The following is a 22674-nucleotide window of genomic DNA, read 5'->3' on the forward strand; positions in this document are numbered from 1 at the left end:
TTTTTCTTGATTCTTGCAAAACAATCAGTTATTTGAAGTTCTTTGTTATATCTATAACAGTTTAAATTATATGGTTTTAATATGAGAATGCTCGGCGTTTCTCATACTCCAGTATCTTATCTCTGTTGGACAGAAGAAAATCTATGTCATCAAGACCTTTAAGTAGGCACTCTTTCTTATATGCATTTATTTCGAAAGACTCTGTACGGCCTGTTTCATTATTCACTATTGTCTGCGCTTCTAGGTTTACAGTAACTGTAGATTTTGGATTTTTTCTTGAACAGTCAAACAGTTCACTAAGAAATTCATCGGAAATTACTACTGGAAGTATACCGTTATTAAGAGCATTGTTTCTAAATATATCTGCAAAAAAGCTTGACACTACTACTTTGAAGCCATAACCACCTATTGCCCATGCTGCGTGCTCGCGACTACTTCCACTACCAAAGTTTTTACCTGCTACTAATACTTCGCCTGAATATTTTGGATCATTAAGTACGAAATCTACTTTAGGGTTTCCCTCTTTATCATAGCGCCAATCGGCAAATAAATTATCTCCAAAACCTTCTCTGGTAATTGCTTTCAGGAAGCGGGCAGGTATAATCTGATCGGTGTCCACATTCTCTATCGGAAGTGGAACGTATGTTGATGTTATTGTTTTAAATTTTTCCATTATTTCTAAAATTAGGGTTGGGTTATTTTACCATTTACTGCAGCAGCTGCGGCTACTAAAGGACTTGCCAATATTGTTCTGGCTCCCGGACCTTGTCGTCCTTCAAAATTACGATTAGATGTAGACACTGCATATTTTCCAGCTGGCACCTTATCATCGTTCATTGCAAGACAAGCTGAGCAACCTGGTTGCCTGATTTCAAATCCTGCTTCCTGAAGTATCAGATCAAGCCCCTCTTCCTTTATCTGTTTTCTTACCTGCCAACTGCCGGGCACTAGCCAGGCTGTGACATTTTCAGCCTTCTTTTTGCCTTTAACGTATTCTGTAAACTGGCGGAAATCCTCAATACGACCATTCGTACAACTTCCAAGAAATACAAAGTCGATCTGTTTACCTTCGAGCTTCTCTCCTGGTTCAAACCCCATATATTTAAGTGATTTCTCGAAAGAAATTTTTCCTGCATTGTCAATATCCTCAAGTTTAGGAATAGTTCCATCAATAGGCATACCCATACCCGGATTAGTGCCATAGGTTATCATTGGAGGAATTTTCCCTGCATCAAATGTTACCTCTTTGTCAAACACAGCACCTTCATCAGATTTCAATGTCTTCCAGTATGCTAAAGCCTCTTCCCATCTCTCACCCTGTGGGGCAAACTGACGTCCTTTTATGTAGTTGAATGTAGTTTCATCTGGAGCTATCAATCCACCACGTGCACCCATCTCGATACTAAGATTACAAAGAGTCATTCTTTGCTCCATAGTCAAATTACGTACAGCTTCACCGGCATACTCTACAAAATAACCTGTTGCACCACCTGTGGTAAGTTGCGATATCATATATAGTGCCATATCCTTGGCACCTACATTTTCACTAAGTTTACCTTCAAAGTTGATGCGCATTGTCTTAGGACGTGTCTGAAGAATACATTGTGATGCCAAAACCATCTCCACTTCACTGGTTCCGATTCCAAATGCAATAGCACCAAATGCTCCATGTGTAGATGTGTGACTGTCACCACAAACTATTGTCATGCCTGGCTGTGTATACCCGTTTTCAGGTCCTATAACATGTACAATACCGTTCTTGGGATTCCCCAGCCCATAATATGTAAGTCCAAATTCACGGGCATTTTTTGCAAGTGTCTCTACTTGGAAGCGAGAGATAGCATCACGAATTGGATTCTCCTGGCCCATTGTAGGAATATTATGATCTGCTGTCAGAGTGGTTTGCTCAGGCCTGAACACACTTAAACCTCTTGCACGAAGTCCAGCAAAAGCCTGTGGACTGGTCACTTCATGACACAAATGACGATCTATGTATAGTTGTGTGGGACCGTCCTTAACTTCTGTTACAACATGTGCGTCCCATACTTTATCGAAAAGAGTCTTCATATATTATTTAATTGCTTATTTGTATTTTATTTTTCTATCTCGTTCTTATTTGAATTGTAATTATTTTATTCAACGAATTTATTTACAGCATCTATAAATGCTTCTACAGAAGCTGCAACAATATCTGTATTGGCTGCAAATCCATAGTAGACAATGTCATTATGTTCAACCTGCATGTGTACTTTTCCTATATCATCACTGCCACGATCTATTGCCTGGATAAGAAATTCCTGAATCTTCATTTCACGACGTATGATACTTTTCACAGCTCTGATGGCTGCATCAACTGGTCCATTACCTGAAGCTGTTGCTTCAAAATGTTCACCTGCAATATTCAATCCTATGCTTGCTACATCCCTTACGCCAATACCGCAAACCACCTGCAGATAGTCAACTTTTATACGATTCAAACGGGCTTCTTTCCCAACAAGCATCAGTATGTCATCATCATTTATGCTCTTTTTTCTGTCTGCCAGGTTAAGAAATTTCTCGTACACCTTATCAAGTTCTGCGGATTCAAGTTTAACACCTAAAACTGATAGACGGTTTTTAAGTGCGGCACGACCACTACGGGCAGTCAGAACTATTGCATTATCATCTATTCCCACATCTTTAGGATTGATAATCTCGTAGGTCTCAACATTCTTTAGTACACCATCCTGGTGAATACCAGAGGAGTGTGCGAAGGCATTTCGACCAACTATTGCTTTATTTGGCTGAACAGGCATGTTCATTAAACTCGAAACAAGGCGACTGGTTGAATATATGTGCTGTGAATTAATATTTGTGTCGAAACCTCTGTCTTTATGACTTCGTAGTGCCATAACCACCTCTTCTAGAGATGTGTTACCTGCGCGTTCTCCAATACCGTTTATGGTAACTTCAACTTGACGAGCACCATTTATAACACCTGAAAGTGTATTTGCAGTAGCCATACCTAAATCCTGATGACAGTGTGTAGAAAGTATTGCATTTTTTAGATCTACATTATCTATCAGATATTTTATTTTTGCTCCATACTCATCTGGAAAGCAATATCCTGTAGTATCGGGAATATTGATAACAGTTGCTCCGGCATTAACAACAGCCTGAACTACTTTTGCCAGATATTCATTGTCTGTACGACCTGCATCTTCTGCATAAAACTCTACATCATCTACAAAATTTCGGGCATATTTTACAGCTTTTACAGCTCTCTCCAGTATTTCCTCACGATTGGAATTAAATTTATGCTTTATATGAGAGTCTGAAGTCCCTATCCCAGTATGAATCCTTTTACGTTTCGCATACTTTAGTGCTTCAGCTGCAACTTCAATATCCTTCTCTACAGCTCTTGTCAGTGCACATATTGTAGGCCAGGTTACGGCTTTGGAAATCTCAACTACGGAATTGAAATCACCTGGACTTGAAACCGGAAATCCGGCTTCTATTACATCTACACCTAATAATTCTAGAGCCTGAGCTATCTGAATTTTCTCAATTGTGTTTAATTGACAACCTGGTACTTGCTCACCATCTCTTAATGTTGTATCAAAAACATAAATTCGTTCCATTTTATTCTACCTGTTTTCTTATTTCTTTAATAAAAAAATAACCCTTCCCACCGGGTGAGAAAGGTTATCTGTATTTTTACTAGTTTAGTCGTTATTTTTGATATGCCAGTCTCACCCTCCGAATTTTTCCAGAAGTAGAATAGAAATGACTAGAATATCTATATTTTGATACATAACGCTAAACATTTTCTGTTTGATGAATACAAAGTAAAAGTAAAAAACCTTACAAACAAAATATTTCAACAAATTTCTTCACTAAAATACTCCAATTTATTACTTATACACTCATATATATGGTAATTCGTAAGTAAATATGGAGATTATTTAAAGAATAATTCAACTGAATTCTGATCTAAGAAAGTACTTCCGAATAAGACTTATAAATTTTCTATTTATAGAACATCCCTCAGTTAAAAGTAAAAACAGTTTTCTTTGCTTTTTGTTTATAATTAATGAAGAAATTGTGAAAATTGATATATTTTTATTTGATGTACTTTAATACTGAAATAATAAAAGCTAAAATGAATGATGCAGGAGGCAAAAAAAACCCCTTCCTGTTTGGAGTAGATTTCGAGATGAAAGAGGGTTTTTTTATTGCTGATCCTTTGTCTCAAAGAGATATACTATTTTATGTCAATGGTATCGGGAATTTTGATGGTATTGATTTTCTACAATCAATTAATTACAACGATTATCAATTTGAAATATTCCCGGAAGAGCTTACTGAATATAAGAAGCGCTTTAACAGGGTAATGAGTGGGTTAAAAAGGGGGGAAAGCTATCTTGTAAACCTGACAATAGAAACACCACTGAAAACATCTCTAAACTTAAAAGAAATATTTTTTCATAGTAACTCTGATTACAGACTCTTGATACCTGATAAATTTGTATGTTTTTCTCCTGAGTGTTTTGTAAAAATTACTGATGGTAAGATCTATACATTTCCAATGAAGGGTACAATTGATGCTTCTGTACCTGATGCAGAAACAGTAATAATTAATGATGAAAAAGAGACTACAGAACATAATACAATTGTAGATCTGTTAAGAAACGATATTAGTCGCGTGGCTCATAGAGTACAGGTAAACCGCTTCAGGTATATTGATGAGATTCAAACAAACAGAAGCAGAATACTTCAGGTAAGTTCTGAGATTGAAGGTACATTGTCTACAAAGTATATATCTGAAATTGGTGATATAATTTTCAACCTGCTTCCTGCTGGTTCAGTTTCGGGTGCACCTAAAGAGTCTACCTTAAGGCTTATCAGAGAGTCTGAAAGTAGTTGCAGGGGATTTTATACCGGTGTTGCAGGTTATTTTGATGGAGCCAATCTTGACTCTTTTGTTTTAATACGTTTTATAGAACAAAATGAGGAAGGACTTGTTTTTCGAAGTGGAGGGGGGATAACAGCCGGTAGTGAACTTAACAAGGAGTATTCTGAAGCAGTACAAAAAGTTTACCTCCCTTTTTAAAAATTTATATATTTCTTATTTATATATAAAATTATGTTTCTGGAAACAATTTGTCTTATAAATGGAAAAGTGCAAAACTTAGATGCACACATCAGACGTATGCGTAAGACAGCCGACTACTTCAGGTTTGATGTTCCGGAATTACCTGACTTAGAGGAATTGCTTTCACCTGGCATGGAAAACTGCAAGGTGAAATGTAGTATACATTACCATTATGAGATCAACAGTATTGCTTTCGAAAGGTATATACCAAAGGTGATAAAGTGTTTGAAATTGATTAATGCATCTCCGGATTATACTTTTAAGTTTTCTGACAGAAGATCTCTTAATGATCTGCTTAGTTTAAGAGAAGATTGTGAAGAGGTATTGATAGTCAGAAATGGTTATATTACTGATACAACTTATAGTAATGTAGTATTGGAAAAGGAAAATTCACTGTATACTCCGCATCTTCCTATATTGAACGGAACTAAACGTCAAAAACTTCTTCATGAAGGCAGGATTTCAGAAAAAGAGATTAAGGTAAATAATTTGAAGGATTATAACCGGATTTATCTTATTAATTCTATGCTTGATATAGAAGATAATATATCTATACCTGCAGATCTGATAAAAGTTTAAATACTACAATCTAATAGAAAAGCAAAAGCGGTTCCTTTTTAAAATCATAGAACCGCTTTTATAATAATAGATATGAGAAGTCTATCCGAAATCGTCAAACATGATCATCTCTTTTGGAACGCCCAGGCTGTCCAGCATACGCTGTGCGGCGTTAGCCATTGGTCCAGGTCCACACATATAGTATTCAATATCTTCAGGAGCATCATGATCTTTTAAATAGGTATCATAAATCACCTGATGTACAAATCCTGGTGTGTATTTAATGCCAGCTTCATCAGCTTTTGGGTCTGGTCTGTCGAGTGCCAGATGGAATGAGAAGTTAGGGAACTCTCTCTCCAGTTCATAAAAATCTTCAAGATAAAATGCTTCTATCAATGCTCTTGCTCCATAAAAGAATGACATTTTCCTGTCTGTAATTCTAAGGGTCTTTAGCAAATGCATAATCTGAGATCGTAGAGGAGCCATACCGGCACCACCACCTATCCACAGCATTTCTCTCTTACTGTCCAGAATTGGGTGGAATTCTCCGTAAGGACCTGACATCATTACCTTATCACCTGGTTTCAGGTTGAAAATATATGATGAAACAATTCCCGGATTAACATTCATCCATGTACCTTTAGCTCTGTCAAACGGAGGTGTTGCAACACGAACGTTTAGAGTTATGATATTACCTTCTGCGGGGAAGTTAGCCATTGAATAAGCACGTGAAGTATCTTCATCACTTTTACAAACCAAATCCCACATCTTAAATTTATCCCACTCTGGTTTAAATTTCTCGTCAATATCAAAATCAGAATATTTAATTGCATCAAATTTTGGAACTCTAATCTGGCTGTATGAACCCGGCTTAAAGTCAATAGTCTCACCTTCAGGTAGCTTAACCACGAATTCTTTAATAAATGATGCCACATTTCTGTTGGAAATAACTTCACACTCCCACTCCTTGATTCCAAAAATCTCTTCCGGTAAAACAATAGAAAGATCGTCTTTTACTTTTACCTGACAGCTCAGACGCCAATTGTTCATTTGCTCTTTACGTGTGAAGTGTCCTTTCTCTGTGGGCAGAATTTCTCCACCACCTGATACAACTCTGCATCGGCATTCACCGCAAGTTCCTTTACCTCCACAAGCAGATGAGAGATATATGTCCTTTGATTGTAGTGAGTTTAGTAAAGTTCCTCCTTGTGCTACTTCAAGCTCCTTTTCCGGATCATCGTTTATATTGATTTTTACATTTCCTGAAGGTATCAGTTTTTGTTTGGCGACAAGAATAACAATAACCAGTATAAGAATGATTAGCAAGAATACAATTACACTTGTCAATATCGTTAGTCCACCCACATTCATTAGTATGCTCATACTTGTATGCTTAAAATTTTTACTTTAATCTGTTTATTATCTTTTTTCCTGATTAAATACTAATGCCCGAAAAGCTCATAAATCCAATTGCCATTAAAGCAGTAACTATGAAAGTTATTCCAAGTCCTTTCAATGGTTTCGGTACATCTGAGTATTCAAGCTTCTCCCTGATTGCAGCCATACCAACTATTGCAAGAAGCCAACCTATTCCTGAACCAAAGGCATAAGCAGTTGCCATACCTATATTGGCGAATTCTCTTTGTTGCATAAATAGTGAGCCACCTAAAATAGCACAGTTAACAGCTATAAGTGGGAGAAATATACCTAATGAGGAGTATAGTGCAGGACTAAATCGTTCAATTACCATCTCTACCAACTGTACGATAGCAGCAATCACTGCTATGAAAATAAGTAAACTAAAAACACTTAAATCAACATTGGCAAATTGTGGCCCGAGCCATTCCAATGCTCCTGCTTTAAGAACATAGTTTTCCAGTAAATAATTCACAGGTAGAGTAATAACCAACACCAATGTAACTGCTAAGCCTAGACCTAGTGCTGTTTTTACATTTTTCGAAACTGCCAGGAATGAACACATCCCAAGGAAGTAAGCGAAAACCATATTGTCGACGAATATCGATCTTACAATCAGACTAATTGCATCCATATATTATATCTGTTTATTTACTGTTAATTAATTGGTTTCCTCCTGAAGATCTTTATTCTTCGAACGATGTACCCATATAATGCAAGCTACAATAAGAACTGCCATTGGAGCAAGCATCATAAGTCCATTATTCTCATACCCGGCATCATAAAATGCTTGAGGAATTACCTGATGCCCCATAAGTTCACCTGACCCTAATAACTCACGGAAAAAACCTGTAACCACTAAAATCCATCCGTAACCTAATCCGTTGCCTATTCCATCAAGAAATGATGGCCAAGGTCCATTTCCTAATGCAAATGCCTCAAGGCGACCCATCAATATACAATTAGTAACAATAAGCCCAACGAATACAGACAATTGCTTGTTAACATCATACGAATATGCTTTTAACACTTCACTTACTATCGTAACAAGTGACGCAACTACAACTAATTGTACAATAATACGTATGCGGTTTGGTATGGTCTTACGTAATAGAGAAATGATAACATTGCTAAATGACGTAACTATTACAACTGCAATAGCCATTACCAGTGATGGCTCCAACTTGGATGTTACCGCGAGGGCTGAACAGATACCCAAAACCTGTACAAGTATTGGGTTATTTTTACTCAACGGTCCTAACAATACCGCTTTAGTTTTACTATTTAATGCCATATCTTAATTTCTATTCAGTTTCATCAAAAAATTCTCATATTCACCCACACTGTTTAGAAGCATTTTATCAACACCCTGACTTGTGATTGTACCTCCTGAGATTCCATCTACATAATCACGTCGTGAATCTGTCTGACCTGGTTTAACCACAGCAACAGAAAGAAAGTTGCCATTTTTAATGATCTCTTTTCCTACGAACTGATTACCAAATGCGCTTTGAGCAATCTCTGCTCCTAACCCCGGTGTTTCTCCAGCGTGACCAAAGTCAGCTCCATAAATAGTGCTTCCATCATCTTCAACTGCCAGATATCCCCAGATTGCACCCCAAAGTCCGGCACCACTCATTGGAATGATATATACATTCTTTCCATCAATGGATACTTCATAAACGGGTAATCCTTGAGCAGCAGGATCACCAAGTTCTGTTGAAAAAGCAGGGTCAGCAGGGGTAGTACCTTCTGTACCTTCTATCTTATCACCTTCATCTGTTATTAAGTAGGCATTAGTTATGAGCTCAGCATAACGATCTTCAGCCTCACTTGCATCAGCAGTAATATTTAGTGAACGTAAAAGCTGCTGCATTTTATCAATATTCTCATTTGCAATCTGCTTATCTAACAGCGACTGGTGTGTAAGTGAGAGTCCTAATGCTACAATGATTACCATCACCGCAGCATATATAATTGTATAACCATTATTTTCTCTATTCATAGCTATGCTTTATTAGTTACCCTTTTCAATCTTTGTTTAATATTGGCATCAACCACATAGAAGTCGATAAGTGGAGCAAATGCATTCATAAACAGGATTGCAAGCATCATTCCTTCTGCATATCCAGGATTGAATACTCTGATAGTAACAGCGAGTAAACCTATTAAAAACCCATAAATCCATTTCCCTTTTTCTGTTCTTGCCGAGGTAACCGGGTCAGTTGCCATAAATACTGCTCCAAATGCGAAACCTCCAAGTAACAGATGGTACATAGGAGGCATTTCCATATATGCATTATGTGCAAAAACATTTAGTAATAATACAGTGAACGTACCGCCAAGGAATACCGAAAGCATTGTTTTCCAGCTACCAATTCCTGTTATAATTAATATAGCAGCACCAATTAATATTGCCAATGTAGAAGCCTCTCCAATTGAACCAGGATATAATCCTAGGAACATATCGGTAAATGTAAGTGGCTCACCGGTTATTCCTGTAAATGTAAAGTCGCTGAAGCTGGATACTTCTGTGGTATTAATTTGTCCAAGTGGTGTTGCACCTGAATATCCATCAATTACCTGTCCTCCACCCATACCAAAAGTATCACGTGTGCGCACCCATACCTGGTCGCCCGACATTTTGGAAGGATATGAGAAGAACAGAAATGCGCGTGCTATCAAAGCTACATTAAATACATTATAACCTGTTCCTCCAAATACCTCTTTAGCAAATATTACAGCAAATGCGGTAGCAACTGCAATCATCCAGAGTGGTGTATCTACAGGCAATATCATTGGAATCAGAATTCCTGAAACCAAAAAACCTTCGGCTACTTCCTCTTTTTTAAACTGCGCTACGGCAAACTCAATTCCTAAACCTACTACATACGACACAATCAGCTGTGGCAGGATGGCAAGCAAACCATAAATAAATTTCGTGAATATGTCTGCTTCAATTCCTACAGCTGTGTAATGCTGCAGACCAATATTATACATACCTACTAAAAGTGCAGGTATAAGTGCCAAAATCACGATAATCATCGTACGCTTCGAGTCGCGTGCATCGTGAATATGTACTCCGGATCTCGAAGTTCTGTTCGGTACAAACAGGAAGGTTTCAAATGCATCATATGTTGACCATAGCCAATGAAGCTTACCTCCTTCTTCGAAATTTGGTTTTATCTTATCAAGATACTTTCTTAACGCTTTCAAAGTTATATCATTTATAAGTTATTATTCTTTATTCCATCTCGTTACGAAGCAGATCCAGACCTGTTCGTATTATACGCTGAATTTCCAGTTTGGATGTATCCACAAACTCGCATAGAGCAAAATCCTCAGGTGCAACTTCGTAAATACCAAGCTGCTCCATTTTATCAATATTAAAAGCTAAAGTGGCTTTGATAAGTTGCTCAGGGAAAATATCCATTGGAAACACTTTATCATATTCATTAGAAACTATAATTGCTCTTGGTCCTCCCAACAAACGAGCATCCAGTCTATATTTTTTATTAAATTTCAGATATGTGCCTCCTGAACTGTATCTTTTTGGAGATAATGATGCCCAGCCAAAAGCTTCATGCACATCATCACCTTCAGGAATTACTGTTACCTGAGAATCATAAGCACGAAGTACTCCATCTTTTGCAATCTTACGTCCTGTCAATGGGTTACCACTAATATATCTTAAAGAAATACCTTCTGTTACATTGCCGTTAAAGATTGAACTAAGCTCAGTACCAATTAACATTTTATAGTAGCCTGTCTGTTTTACTTCTGAACCACACAGTGTTACTGTACGTGTGAGATCAACGCGACCTCTATTGAACAGTCTTCCAATAAGAGCTACATCCATAGCGTTAAGTGTCCAGACAACTTCACCACGGTTAACCGGTTTTATATGGTTAATCTGTACTCCTACATTTCCAGCAGGGTGAGGTCCGTTAAATTCAGTAATAACTACATTTTTTGCATCACGCAAAGCCTTACTTTTTGTTTTTGTGCTGATAGAGAGATAAACTTTACCGCTTGTAAGTTTAGCCAATGCATCCAATCCAGTCTGTAAGTCAGCTTCCTGACCTTCCAGCATAAAATCGTATGAAGGTGCTAGAGGGGCAGTGTCAAAACCGGTTACAAAGATATCTCTTGGCTGTTTTCCTGGTACTGCAACAACATCGTAAGGGCGTTGTTTAATAAGGAACCATATACCTGCTTCCAGTATTGATTGTTTAACCTCCTCAGATGAGAGTGAGGAAACATTTTTTATCCCAAAATCTTCATACTCGATTTCACTGTCTGCCTTGATTACAATGTTCAGAATGCGTCTTTTCTCACCTCTAACGACTTCTGTTACAACACCGCTAACTGGCGAAGCAAAGAAAATCTCGGGATGATCTTTGGAATAAAACAAAGTATTTCCGGCTTTAACCCTGTCATCAACTTTGACGGCCAGCTTGGGAGTGATGCCATGAAAATCTTCAGGACAAATTCTCACAAATTCACTTGTTACTTTGCCTCTTAAAACTTCTTCAGAAGCTCCAAGTAACGGAATTTGCAAGCCTTTCTTAATATTTATCAGATTAGCCATATAGTTTATAATAAATTACCTTTCTCTTAAACTTTTTTTGAACAATCAATTATAAATCAAAAGGTTCTAATTAAGCTGTGTATTAAATTAGAGCACCCTGCTTATTGAATTTGCAAAGGTACATTTTTTTGTACTCAAATAACATAAATTCTGAATAAATTAGTGAAATAATTCAGTATTTCAACTAAATATTATTATTCAGAAATTCCTGCAATATCCGGGTCAATCATAATTCTACCGCAATATTCGCATACAATAATTTTCTTTCTAAGTTTAATGTCCATCTGCTTCTGTGGCGGAATCTTATTGAAACAACCTCCGCAGGCTCCACGCTGAATAGGTACTACACCTAATCCATTGCGAGCATTCTTACGTATGCGTTTAAAAGCAGTCAGAAGACGTGGTTCAATAGTTGTTTCAGTCTTTTTAGCTTTTTCACGAATTTTTTCTTCTTTAGCTTTCGTTTCTGAAACTATATCATCCAACTCTTTTTTCTTGTGCTCAAGATCTGCCGTTTTTTCTTTCAGCAACTCATTTGCTTCTTTTATCTGCTCCTTAATTGAGTTTATCTCTTGTTCAAACTCACGGATATGCTTTTCAGAAAGAGCTATTTCAAGCGTCTCAAACTCAATTTCTTTTGAGAGATGATCATACTCTTTACTATTTCTCACATTGTCAAGTTGCTTATTATATTTCTCAATTTTAGCCTTGCTGGTCTCTATTTTTCCCTTCTGTAACTTTGTATTTTCTTCAAGCTGTTTCACTTCAAGCTGAAAGTTATTGATACGAGTTCCTAATCCGGCAATTTCATCATCTAAGTCTGCCACCTCAAGAGGTAATTCTCCTCGCAACGTTTTAATACGGTCAATCTCTGATAAATAGGATTGTAATTTGAAGAGTGATTTTAATTTATCTTCAACTGACACTTCCTGTTCTGCTTTAGCTTTTTTTGTAGCCATAATGTGAATTTTAAGTGAACGGTTTATATTTTAATTATTATATCAAACAAAAAATGCAGTAATTCTACGAGCTTACTGAAGATCGTTATATTACCACATTTAACTGTAACAGCGGGAACTAGTCAGACCGCCTCTTGTTACAGGTATTTCACGGGATTCGAATCGAATGCCGATTTATGTATCGCAAAGTTAGGAAATTTTCCTGAAATTACATCAAAAAATATATCTTTTGTGCATATCTCAGATTCGTAATGTCCTAATACTGCAAGTAATATTCGATCTTCAACATCATAAAAGTCGTTATATTTAGCTTCACCAGTTACAAAGGCATCAGCACCATAAGAAATTGCCTTGGGTATTAAGAAAGCGCCTGCACCACCACAAATGGCAACATCTCTGATCTCTTTACCCTCAAGTTTGGAGTGACGAATTGTTGGCAGATTAAAGATATCTTTCAATAAATATAGAAACTCCTGCTCTGGCATGGGCTCAGGTAGCACCCCCGCTACTCCACTGCCATGACGCGACCACTCATTTTCTAAAGGGTAGAGGTCATAAACAGGCTCTTCATAAGGATGCACAGCAAGAAGTGCACGAAGCACTTCCTCTTTTTTCATAACAGGTAATACAGTTTCTATTCTTACTTCAGGCTCAAAATGCATCTCTTCTATATTTCCAACATGTGGGTTTGCTCCAATGCCTGCTCTGAATGTACCTTCACCGGTGAGATTGTAACTACAGCTGTCATAATTGCCTATATGTCCTGCTCCAGCATTAAAAAGGGCATTTCTTACACTCTCAGCATGTTGAATCGGGACAGTAGTAACAAACTTTAAAAGTGCCTTTTCTTTAGGTTGAAGTATTTTAACATTTTCAAGTTCAAGCATGCTGGCTAGTTTGTAGTTTACTCCTTGAAGTGCATTATCAAGATTTGTATGGGCTGCATAAATAACAATGTCATTTTTAATTGCTTTAAGTAAACACCGCTCAACATAATTTTTCCCTGTTATTGATTTGAATGGTCTGAATGCCAAAGGATGATGCGATATAATCAGATTACAACCAAGTGAAATTGCTTCTTCTATGACATACTCAGTGATATCTATTGCTAACAGGACTCCGGTAGCTTCTCTGTTTATATCGCCAACCTGAACACCACTGTTGTCATAGTCTTCTTGAAGTGAAATAGGGGCTAATTGTTCTATAGATTGTAGAATGTCTTTTACTCGCATAACTTTTTATGAATTTTATAAAATGTTCTAAATTATTGAATTGGCCCTAAACATACAGCTACACAAATATAACTGATTTTTTGTACTTTTGTTCTAATTAATATTTTTATCCACTTTATTTTATGAAAAGACTAATTTCGGTCACTCTCTTACTGGTGGCATTTTTACAGCTTTCATTAGCTCAACGAACAAAAGATGTAATAAATAAGAAAGTTTTTAATGATACTCCAATTCTTTTTAATCCATCTGAATATCCTAACGGTGTTGTTGAAAAAGGGGATATAGTTTACCTGGGTAATGGCCGTATTGCTTTGAAAAAAATTGATATTCCAAAATTCACTAACTTCACTAATGTTGAGATTAAAATATCTCTGGTTTCTAATGGGGATCCATGGGATAAATCAGGTTCATGTTTCGTAATTCCGGCCGAATCAGGAATAAACATGATTGATATAGCAGCTGACCGACATGTTTACCCACAACAAGACACAACTCTGTATGAACACTTTAAAGGCATAGTTAGAGGTGAAAATTATAATCCTACAGTTGAACTGATGAGGTTTATGACACCTTTTGGTGTTGGCCATTTTAGTGCTGATGATGATTCTACTTCTGCAAAAAGGCGACCGGTATATGTTGATGGCTGGGCAAAAGAGGTTGTGTGGACTCAGGATATAACTGACCTGCTTTCACTTCTCGAAAGTGATGCTTATGTTGGTATATTTATAGATACATGGACTCCTGAAGGGTATATTGTTGATCTGGAACTTAAATTCACTGAAAGTGCTCTTGCTTGTGATCTCCGCCCTGAAGTTCATGTTGAGCCTCTGATTAATACAAACTATTATATCGGTCAGAGTCATCCCGATATATTCTCACGTAGAGATGTGGAAATTGCTTTTAACATACCTGAGAATGCTAAAAATGTTAGATTGAAATATATTACAACAGGACATGGTGGTCATTCGGGAGGAGATGAGTTTCGCCCGCAAAAAAACATACTTTCTATTGATGGAGAGGAGATTTTAAACTTTACACCGTGGAGAACCGACTGTGCCTCTTTCCGTCGTTTTAATCCCACTTCTGGTGTATGGCTAAGAACCAGACCTATGGCATATATTGGTCGTGGGGGAAAACGTGAAGTAAAAGAGATTGAAGAACCTCTGGCATCATCTGATTTATCGCGTAGCAACTGGTGCCCCGGAAGTGATGTAACGCCTGAAGAAATTAATCTGCAGGTTATCAAACCTGGCAATCACACATTAACTATAAGTATTCCTGAATCTACTCCTATCTCTGATGACAAGCTTAATCACTGGCTTGTATCTGCTTATCTTGTATGGGAAATACTATAAACCATAACTATTCATAAATAAAACGTTGACTTTATTATCCTCTCTTTTTTATGAGGATAATAAAGTCAATGATACACCTCTCTCAAAAATCAATCGCTGTCTTTCAGAATTAGTCGAAGTGAATTATTCTTAGTGACATAATTCCATGCCCAGTTTATAAAGACTACTAACTTGTTTCTTACGCTCAGTATAAGCATTAAGTGAAGGAACATCCACACTAACCAAGCAAAATATCCTTTGAATTTGATAAAAGGGAGATCCACTACTGCTTTATTTCTACCAATCGTAGCCATTGTACCCAGGTTCCGATATTCGTACTGTTTCAATGGCTTATTGGAGTTATCCTGCCTCATTAAATTACGTGCGAGGTTCTTTCCTTGACCTATGGCAACATTTGCTAGTTGTGGGTGACCATTGGGATATTTCTCGGTCTCCATATATGCTACATCACCTATGGCATAAACGTTTGAAAGTCCCTGTACCTTATTATACCTGTCAACTCTGACACGTCCATTTCGAAGAATGGATTCTTCAGGAATACCTCCTATTGAGTTACCGATGACTCCTGCCGACCATATTAGGTTCTTTGTTGGGATCTGTTCTCCGTTATTAAGAGTAACCATTTCACCGTCATAATCGGTTACAATGGTTCCGGTTTTTACTATTACTCCCATTTTCCGCAGTTGTTTCTGAGAGTATTTCTGGGCAAAAGGACTCATATTTGCCAGTGTGTTAGTTCCTCCTTCTAATAGATAAACATTGACCTTTTTTTTATCTATGTTGGGATAGTCCTTGGGAAGTATCTCTTTTGTCATCTCAGCAAATGCACCTGCTAGTTCAACACCTGTTGCACCTCCTCCTACAATTACGATATTGTAATGCCCTTCTTTGTTATCGACATATAGAAGTTCTTCAAAATTATGCAATATCTCATTACGTACGTTAATTGACTGATAGGTTGATTTTAACCCCAGTGCATTCTCTTCTACCTGTTTATTACCATAAAAATTAGTACTTGTTCCAGTAGAGATCACCAAATAATCGTAACTAAATCTACCAATAGATGTTTCTATATACTTTTCAGCATCATTTACTGAAATTACTGATGCCATTCTAATGCGTACATCTCTTCTATTCTGGAAGATTTTTCTGATGGGGAAAGATACCGTAGATGGTTCAATCTGTGAAGCTGCCACCTGATAAAACAGAGGTGGAAACTGATGATGATTTACTTTATCAAAAACTATGATATCATACATATTTTTTTTTAGATGGTTTACGAATTGTAATCCACCAAACCCGCAACCTGCAACAACAATCTTTTTTTTCATAACATATTATCGAATAAAGTTATGGTTACAACGCCTGAGACGGGATATTGTTCCATGAAAAAAGCGCTACGATCACTCGCGGCGCTTTCCTTAATGTTTAACATTTTAAAAATCACAGCTTCACTGTAGATACTATATCCACTGAGCTTTTAGGTCTCAGCGTGAATGACATTGTACCCACAATGTTTATCTTAGATATCAAGCTTTATCTTCAGAAGGAGTATCAACTTGGTCATCTGCGGCTACATTGTCCTCTTTAACCTCATTTTTAACTTCCTCTTTAGCTTCACTTGATTCAGTTTCTGCTTTTTGATCTTTCACTTCTTCTGTTACAGTAACTTCCTCAGAAGTTGCCACTTCAGATTTTGCTTCTGCTTCCTTGGTTTCAGCTTTTTCTACCTTAGCCTTAGCTTCAGTTTTTTTCGCTTTATTGGTTTCTTTTACTTCCTTGGATTCTTCAGCTTTTGTTCCTGCAACTGCAGCTGCACCTGTACCTTTGCCTCTGCGTGAACGACGTGTTTTAGCTTTCTTTGTTGTAGCTTCGCCTAGCATGTTTTCATTAAAGTCTACCAGTTCGATGAAGCACATTGAAGCGTTATCACCAAGTCTGTTTCCTGTTTTAATGATTCTTGTGTATCCACCCGGGCGATCTCCAACTTTCTGTGAAACAGTCTGGAACAACTCTGTTACGGCATATTTGTTTTTCAGCTTGCTGAAAACAAGACGTCTTGAGTTAGTTGAATCTTCTTTGCTCACTGTAATCAGAGGTTCCACAAACTTTCTTAATTCTTTAGCTTTTGGAACTGTGGTGAAAATACGTTTATGCATTATAAGCGAAGTTGCCATATTTGACAACATTGCTGAACGGTGTGCAGTTTTACGCCCTAAATGATTATTTCTTTTTCTATGTCTCATTGTAGTAACTAGTCTTTATCTAATTTGTATTTCGAGATATCCATACCAAAAGTAAGATTCAGTCCATCGAGCAATTCTTCTAGCTCTGTTAGTGATTTCTTACCAAAGTTACGGAATTTAAGCAGATCGTTCTTGTTGTGCTGAACTAATTGTCCTAAAGTTTCTACATCAGCAGCTTTTAAACAGTTAAGAGCTCTAACTGAAAGATTAAGATCAGACAATTTGCGTTTCAGTAACTGACGCATATGAAGCACTTCTTCATCGAACTCTTCAATACCTTCTGTATCTGTTGTTTCCAGCATAATCTTATTATCATCTGAAAACAATACAAAATGCTGAATAAGTATTTTAGCAGCCTCTTTTAATGCTTCTTTAGGTGCAATTGAACCATCTGTGATTATTTCAATAACCAGCTTTTCGTAGTCAGTCTTCTGTTCAATTCGATAATCCTCGATTTCGTATTTCACGTTTCGTATAGGAGTAAAGATTGAATCAATTGCTATTGCTTGTACATCATCTGTTGCAAGCATTTCGCGATTTTCGTCAGCTGAGACATAACCCCTTCCCTTGTTTATTGTCAGTTCAAGGCGTATTTCTGCCTTTTTATTCATACGACAAATTTCAAGTTCGGGATTAAGAACTTCGAAACCGGTTAGTAATTTACCAATATCTCCGGCTTTAAACACTTCCGTTCCCGAAATAGCGATGCTCACTTTTTCTGTTTCGAACTCTTCCACTATCCTTTTGAATCTTACTTTCTTCAGATTCAAAATGATTCCTGTCACATCTTCTATAACGCCGGGTATGGAGGCAAATTCATGCTCCACTCCGTCAATTTTTACCGAAGTAATCGCGAATCCTTCGAGCGAAGAAAGTAGAATACGGCGTAAGGCGTTGCCTATAGTCATGCCATATCCGGGTTCCAACGGACGAAATTCAAACTTACCGGAGAAGGTATCCTCCTGTAACATGATTACTTTATCGGGTTTTTGGAATGCTAATATTGCCATGAAATTATTGTTTAGAATATAATTCTACGATGAGTTGTTCTTTTATACTTTCCGGGATATCTGCTCTTTCAGGAATATGCAGCAGCTTACCGCTTGATGTGCTGTTATCCCATTCTATCCAAGGGTATTTACTATGATTGAACCCTGTTAAAGAGTTTACAATCACCTCCATCGATTTTGATTTTTCTCTTACACCAACAACATCCCCTGGTTTAACTGTATAAGAAGGGATATTAACCACTTTTCCATTTACTACAATGTGGCGGTGACTAACAAGTTGACGTGCTGCGGCTCTTGTAGGTGCGATTCCTAAGCGGAACACCATGTTGTCGAGTCTTTGCTCTAACAGCTGTAAAAGTACTTCACCAGTAATTCCACGGCTGCGAGATGCTTTGTCAAAAGTACGACGGAATTGTTTTTCCAGTACTCCGTATGTATATTTCGCACGTTGTTTTTCACGTAACTGAATTCCATATTCAGAGGTTTTTCTTCTACGTGAATTCCCATGCTGACCCGGAGGATAATTCTTTTTAGAAAGAACTTTATCGGGGCCGAAAATAGGTTCGCCAAATCTACGGGCGATTTTTGATTTTGGACCAGTATATCTTGCCATTTTACAATTAAACTTTTTTTTCTGAAGCCTAAACTGTGCAGCCGCGATTACAGAGAAGCTGTATTGTAATCATTTCACAGCTCAAGTCTCAAGGTAAATGAAACTTAAATTATCTGTTGATTAAACTTTTCTGGCTTTTGGTGGACGGCATCCATTATGAGGTAGTGGTGTCACATCTACAATCTCAGTAACTTCAATGCCTGACCCATGAATTGTTCTGATTGCCGATTCACGTCCGTTTCCAGGACCTTTCACATAAGCCTTCACTTTACGCAATCCTAAATCATATGCTACTTTAGCACAGTCCCCTGCAACCATTTGTGCTGCATATGGAGTATTTTTTTTGGAACTTCTGAATCCCATTTTACCAGCTGATGACCAACTGATTACTTCGCCGTTTTCGTTTGTAAGCGATACAATTATGTTGTTGAATGATGAAGAGATGTGTGCTTGTCCTACTGCACTTACTTTTACATTTCTCTTCTTAGCTGCAACTGTTCTTTTTGCCATGTTACCTATCTATTATTTAGTAGCTTTTTTCTTGTTAGCAACGGTTTTCTTTCTTCCTTTTCGAGTACGTGCATTATTTTTAGTACTCTGTCCTCGTACGGGTAATCCGATACGATGACGAATTCCTCTATAGCAACCAATATCCATTAATCTCTTAATGTTAAGTTGCACCTCAGAACGAAGATCTCCTTCTACTTTAAATTCTGTGGAGATAATCTCACGAATCCGGGCAGCCTGATCGTCAGTCCAGTCTTTTACTTTGATATCTCTATCAACTTCTGCTTTTGTTAAAATGGTGTTAGCTGCGCTTCTTCCAATGCCATAAATATAGGTAAGGGCAACTTCACCCCTTTTATTCTGCGGCAGATCGACACCAACAATTCTTATTGCCATATATATTCTTATTATTAGATTACAATGATATACTTTTTATCCCTGACGTTGTTTAAACTTAGGATTCTTTTTATTAATAACATACAAACGGCCTTTTCTTCTAACTATTTTGCAGTCGGCCGAACGTTTCTTTAAAGATGCTCTTACTTTCATATTGCTTAAATTTTTGCTCGTTTCTTGTTATTCTCCTGATTATTCAGGTACTCTATATTATTCTGTTTCTCTAAATTTATATTTTCGATCAGTTATTACTGTTTATAATTACAAAACTAATAACAACTGATCTAAATAAAAATTAATCTCTTATTTATATCTGAACGAAATTCTTCCTTTCGTAAGATCATAGGGTGACATCTCAACTCTTACTCTATCTCCGGGTAAAATTCTAATATAATGCATTCGCATTTTGCCGGATATATGAGCAGTGATCTCATGCCCGTTTTCAAGTTCAACACGAAACATTGCATTTGATAATGCTTCAACAATTGTTCCGTCCTGTTCTATTGCTGCTTGTTTAGCCATTATTTAATCTTTAAGTTTTTAGTTTGTTTCCTTTATAAATTCAAATGTTGAAAGAATATCTGCTTTTCCATTACGAATAGCAATAGTATGCTCGAAATGCGCAGAAGGTTTTCGGTCTTTAGTTCTGACAGTCCATCCATCGCTTTCGAAAACTACTTTTTTACCACCCATATTTATCATTGGCTCGATAGCTATGCACATACCATTACTGATTTTAGGACCAGTACCTCGTCTGCCATAATTTGGCACTTCGGGGGCTTCATGCATTTCTCTACCTATTCCATGACCTACTAATTCACGGACAACAGAATATCCTCTTTTTTCACAATACTCCTGTATTGTTGAACCAATATCTCCAATTCTACCTTCAGCTTTTGCACTTTCTATTCCTTTGTAAAGTGATTCTTTAGTAACTCGTAAAAGATCTTTAACCTTTTCATCTACTTCGCCTACACAGAATGTATAGGCAGAATCACCGCAAAAACCGCGCAATTTAGTACCGCAATCTACCGAAATAATATCACCATCTTTAAGTGGAATATTATTTGGAATGCCGTGAACTATATGATCGTTTACTGAAGTACAAATTGAATTTGGAAAACCACCATACCCTAAAAAGGTAGGAATTGCTCCATGATCTCTGATAAACTCTTCTGCAATTCTATCAAGTTCAAGCGTTGTAATACCGGGTTTGATATGTTTTGATAACTCACCGAGAGTCATTCCTACCAAGCGGTTTGCTTCGCGCATAAATTCGATTTCCTCGTCCGTTTTCAGTATGATCATTTTGCTATTCATATGACTAAAAACATTAATAGACAGCAGCAGAACCTGTTCTGCCTTTGATTTTAGCTCCGGATTTCAGGAAACCATCATAATGACGCATCAGAAGATGACTTTCTATCTGTTGTAAAGTATCAAGTACAACACCTACTAGAATCAAAAGAGATGTACCTCCAAAAAACTGGGCAAACATAGAATTAATTCCCATTAGACCGGCAAACGCAGGTAGTATAGCAACAATTGCAAGGAAAAAAGATCCCGGCAATGTTATTCTCGACATTATTGTATCGATATACTCAGCTGTCTTTTTGCCTGGTTTCACTCCTGGAATGAATCCATTATTACGTTTCAAATCTTCCGCCATCTGCACAGGATTAACAGTAATCGCAGTGTAGAAATAGGTAAAAGCAATGATCATCAATCCAAATAATAGATTGTACCAGAAACTTCCCGGGTTCATTAATGCTGCCCAAAAGCCTCCACCTTCACTAACAGAAAACTGTGCAAAAGTGATTGGAATAAACATTAATGCTTGAGCAAAAATTATAGGCATAACATTTGCTGCATTTACCTTAAGCGGTATATACTGCCTTACTCCACCATATTGCTTATTACCTACAATTCTTTTAGCATACTGTACAGGTACTTTTCTTACTCCTTGTACAAGCATAATTGCAGCTGCTGTAACAGCAACTAAGAATAACAGCTCAAGCAATAGTAGAACTAATCCACCGGGAGCGTTCAATAGTCTGTCGAATTCAGCAACAATTGCTTGAGGCAGACGAGCTATAATACCTATAAGAATGATAAATGAGATACCATTACCAACTCCTTTGTCAGTTATACGTTCACCAAGCCAAAGAATAAACATACTGCCACCTGCAAGAATAACTGTTGATGGTAACACCCAATCCCAGAATCCACCAGGTATGGCTGCACCTACAGCACCATAAAGATATGCAGGTCCCTGAATCAGTAGAATCGCTACTGTTAAGTAACGGGTATACTGATTAATTTTGGTTCTTCCACTTTCGCCTTCTCGTTGCATCTTCTGGAAAGCAGGTACTGCAATACCTAATAACTGCATTACAATAGATGCAGAAATATAAGGCATAATACCAAGTGCAAATATAGATGCATTAGCAAATGCTCCACCGGAAAACATATCTAACAAGCTAAGTAATCCGGAGCTTGCATTTTGCTGAAGTGCTACTAGTGATTCAGGATTAATACCTGGTAAAACTACGAAGGAACCAAACCTGTAAATGGCAATAAATCCAAGGGTTATCAGAAGTCTCTGTCTGAGATCTTCTATTTTCCATATGTTCTTAACAGTTTGTACGAATCCCATT

At 37.3% G+C, this 22674-nt stretch carries 23 protein-coding genes and 1 pseudogene; 3 read left to right on the forward strand and 21 right to left on the reverse strand.

Annotated features, from left to right (window positions below; translation table 11 throughout):
- Positions 1 to 76: 76 nt before the first annotated feature.
- The 3 genes from leuD to PHO43_RS00700 all read right to left on the reverse strand — a co-directional run bounded on the left by leuD (position 77) and on the right by PHO43_RS00700 (position 3620).
- The gene (gene leuD, locus PHO43_RS00690; protein ID WP_502867163.1) at positions 77 to 673 is read right to left on the reverse strand and encodes a 3-isopropylmalate dehydratase small subunit; all 597 of its coding nucleotides are present in this window, start codon (positions 671 to 673) and stop codon (positions 77 to 79) included.
- Positions 674 to 684: 11 nt separating this feature from the next.
- Positions 685 to 2067, reverse strand: a complete 1383-nt coding sequence (gene leuC / locus PHO43_RS00695; RefSeq protein WP_053826516.1) for a 3-isopropylmalate dehydratase large subunit — start codon at positions 2065 to 2067, stop codon at positions 685 to 687.
- 65 nt (positions 2068 to 2132) lie between these two features.
- Positions 2133 to 3620 (reverse strand): 2-isopropylmalate synthase, encoded by a 1488-nt coding sequence (locus PHO43_RS00700; RefSeq protein ID WP_045089318.1) that lies wholly within the window; start codon positions 3618 to 3620, stop codon positions 2133 to 2135.
- 488 nt (positions 3621 to 4108) lie between these two features.
- On the opposite strand from PHO43_RS00700, the gene PHO43_RS00705 reads away from it, so the two are divergent.
- Positions 4109 to 5092: an aminodeoxychorismate synthase component I gene (locus tag PHO43_RS00705; protein ID WP_288010974.1), complete on the forward strand. Its 984-nt coding sequence runs from the start codon at positions 4109 to 4111 to the stop codon at positions 5090 to 5092.
- Between the two features lie 69 nt (positions 5093 to 5161).
- Entirely contained in the window at positions 5162 to 5713 is a 552-nt protein-coding gene (locus PHO43_RS00710; protein ID WP_288010976.1) for an aminotransferase class IV, read from the forward strand.
- A gap of 81 nt (positions 5714 to 5794) precedes the next feature.
- Here the strand turns inward: PHO43_RS00710 and nqrF are convergent, their stop codons facing one another.
- The 8 genes from nqrF to PHO43_RS00750 all read right to left on the reverse strand — a co-directional run bounded on the left by nqrF (position 5795) and on the right by PHO43_RS00750 (position 13890).
- Positions 5795 to 7075, reverse strand: a complete 1281-nt coding sequence (gene nqrF / locus PHO43_RS00715; RefSeq protein ID WP_045089315.1) for an NADH:ubiquinone reductase (Na(+)-transporting) subunit F — start codon at positions 7073 to 7075, stop codon at positions 5795 to 5797.
- Positions 7076 to 7127: 52 nt separating this feature from the next.
- Positions 7128 to 7742: an NADH:ubiquinone reductase (Na(+)-transporting) subunit E gene (gene nqrE, locus PHO43_RS00720; protein ID WP_045089314.1), complete on the reverse strand. Its 615-nt coding sequence runs from the start codon at positions 7740 to 7742 to the stop codon at positions 7128 to 7130.
- Positions 7743 to 7769: 27 nt separating this feature from the next.
- The gene (locus PHO43_RS00725; protein WP_045089313.1) at positions 7770 to 8402 is read right to left on the reverse strand and encodes an NADH:ubiquinone reductase (Na(+)-transporting) subunit D; all 633 of its coding nucleotides are present in this window, start codon (positions 8400 to 8402) and stop codon (positions 7770 to 7772) included.
- A 3-nt stretch (positions 8403 to 8405) separates the two neighbouring features.
- Positions 8406 to 9113 carry an NADH:ubiquinone reductase (Na(+)-transporting) subunit C gene (nqrC, locus tag PHO43_RS00730; RefSeq protein WP_045089312.1) on the reverse strand — a complete coding sequence of 236 codons (708 nt, stop codon included), beginning with the start codon at positions 9111 to 9113 and terminating at the stop codon, positions 8406 to 8408.
- 2 nt (positions 9114 to 9115) lie between these two features.
- Positions 9116 to 10324: an NADH:ubiquinone reductase (Na(+)-transporting) subunit B gene (locus PHO43_RS00735; RefSeq protein ID WP_045089311.1), complete on the reverse strand. Its 1209-nt coding sequence runs from the start codon at positions 10322 to 10324 to the stop codon at positions 9116 to 9118.
- Between the two features lie 28 nt (positions 10325 to 10352).
- A complete protein-coding gene (locus PHO43_RS00740; RefSeq protein ID WP_288008652.1) occupies positions 10353 to 11699 on the reverse strand; it encodes a Na(+)-translocating NADH-quinone reductase subunit A in 1347 nt (448 codons plus the stop codon).
- A 194-nt stretch (positions 11700 to 11893) separates the two neighbouring features.
- Positions 11894 to 12658, reverse strand: a complete 765-nt coding sequence (locus tag PHO43_RS00745; protein WP_045089309.1) for a zinc ribbon domain-containing protein — start codon at positions 12656 to 12658, stop codon at positions 11894 to 11896.
- A gap of 137 nt (positions 12659 to 12795) precedes the next feature.
- Positions 12796 to 13890 (reverse strand): Nif3-like dinuclear metal center hexameric protein, encoded by a 1095-nt coding sequence (locus PHO43_RS00750; RefSeq protein ID WP_288010979.1) that lies wholly within the window; start codon positions 13888 to 13890, stop codon positions 12796 to 12798.
- A gap of 122 nt (positions 13891 to 14012) precedes the next feature.
- Here PHO43_RS00750 and PHO43_RS00755 point away from each other — a divergent pair, with 122 nt between their 5' ends.
- Positions 14013 to 15245 (forward strand): PNGase F N-terminal domain-containing protein, encoded by a 1233-nt coding sequence (locus tag PHO43_RS00755; protein WP_288010981.1) that lies wholly within the window; start codon positions 14013 to 14015, stop codon positions 15243 to 15245.
- 89 nt (positions 15246 to 15334) lie between these two features.
- Here PHO43_RS00755 and PHO43_RS00760 read toward each other — a convergent pair whose 3' ends face one another.
- From PHO43_RS00760 to secY, 10 genes and pseudogenes are all read right to left on the reverse strand, one after another.
- The gene (locus PHO43_RS00760) at positions 15335 to 16576 is read right to left on the reverse strand and encodes an NAD(P)/FAD-dependent oxidoreductase (protein WP_045089307.1); all 1242 of its coding nucleotides are present in this window, start codon (positions 16574 to 16576) and stop codon (positions 15335 to 15337) included.
- 435 nt (positions 16577 to 17011) lie between these two features.
- Positions 17012 to 17491 (reverse strand): annotated as a pseudogene (gene rplQ, locus PHO43_RS09800) (50S ribosomal protein L17); the annotation flags it as partial.
- An 8-nt stretch (positions 17492 to 17499) separates the two neighbouring features.
- A complete protein-coding gene (locus PHO43_RS00770; RefSeq protein WP_045089306.1) occupies positions 17500 to 18501 on the reverse strand; it encodes a DNA-directed RNA polymerase subunit alpha in 1002 nt (333 codons plus the stop codon).
- A 4-nt stretch (positions 18502 to 18505) separates the two neighbouring features.
- A complete protein-coding gene (rpsD, locus tag PHO43_RS00775) occupies positions 18506 to 19114 on the reverse strand; it encodes a 30S ribosomal protein S4 (RefSeq protein WP_045089305.1) in 609 nt (202 codons plus the stop codon).
- Between the two features lie 120 nt (positions 19115 to 19234).
- Positions 19235 to 19624: a 30S ribosomal protein S11 gene (rpsK, locus tag PHO43_RS00780; protein ID WP_045089304.1), complete on the reverse strand. Its 390-nt coding sequence runs from the start codon at positions 19622 to 19624 to the stop codon at positions 19235 to 19237.
- Positions 19625 to 19636: 12 nt separating this feature from the next.
- Positions 19637 to 20017, reverse strand: coding sequence for a 30S ribosomal protein S13 (gene rpsM, locus PHO43_RS00785; RefSeq protein ID WP_045089303.1), 381 nt, complete (start codon positions 20015 to 20017; stop codon positions 19637 to 19639).
- Between the two features lie 36 nt (positions 20018 to 20053).
- The gene (gene ykgO, locus PHO43_RS00790) at positions 20054 to 20170 is read right to left on the reverse strand and encodes a type B 50S ribosomal protein L36 (RefSeq protein ID WP_042278928.1); all 117 of its coding nucleotides are present in this window, start codon (positions 20168 to 20170) and stop codon (positions 20054 to 20056) included.
- A gap of 150 nt (positions 20171 to 20320) precedes the next feature.
- A complete protein-coding gene (gene infA / locus PHO43_RS00795; RefSeq protein ID WP_045089302.1) occupies positions 20321 to 20539 on the reverse strand; it encodes a translation initiation factor IF-1 in 219 nt (72 codons plus the stop codon).
- Between the two features lie 18 nt (positions 20540 to 20557).
- A complete protein-coding gene (gene map / locus PHO43_RS00800; RefSeq protein ID WP_045089301.1) occupies positions 20558 to 21325 on the reverse strand; it encodes a type I methionyl aminopeptidase in 768 nt (255 codons plus the stop codon).
- Positions 21326 to 21350: 25 nt separating this feature from the next.
- Positions 21351 to 22673 carry a preprotein translocase subunit SecY gene (gene secY / locus PHO43_RS00805; protein WP_045089300.1) on the reverse strand — a complete coding sequence of 441 codons (1323 nt, stop codon included), beginning with the start codon at positions 22671 to 22673 and terminating at the stop codon, positions 21351 to 21353.
- Position 22674 lies beyond the last annotated feature (1 nt).

The sequence above is a fragment of the Lascolabacillus sp. genome, assembly GCF_028696275.1.
Taxonomy (GTDB): domain Bacteria; phylum Bacteroidota; class Bacteroidia; order Bacteroidales; family Dysgonomonadaceae; genus Proteiniphilum; species Proteiniphilum massiliensis.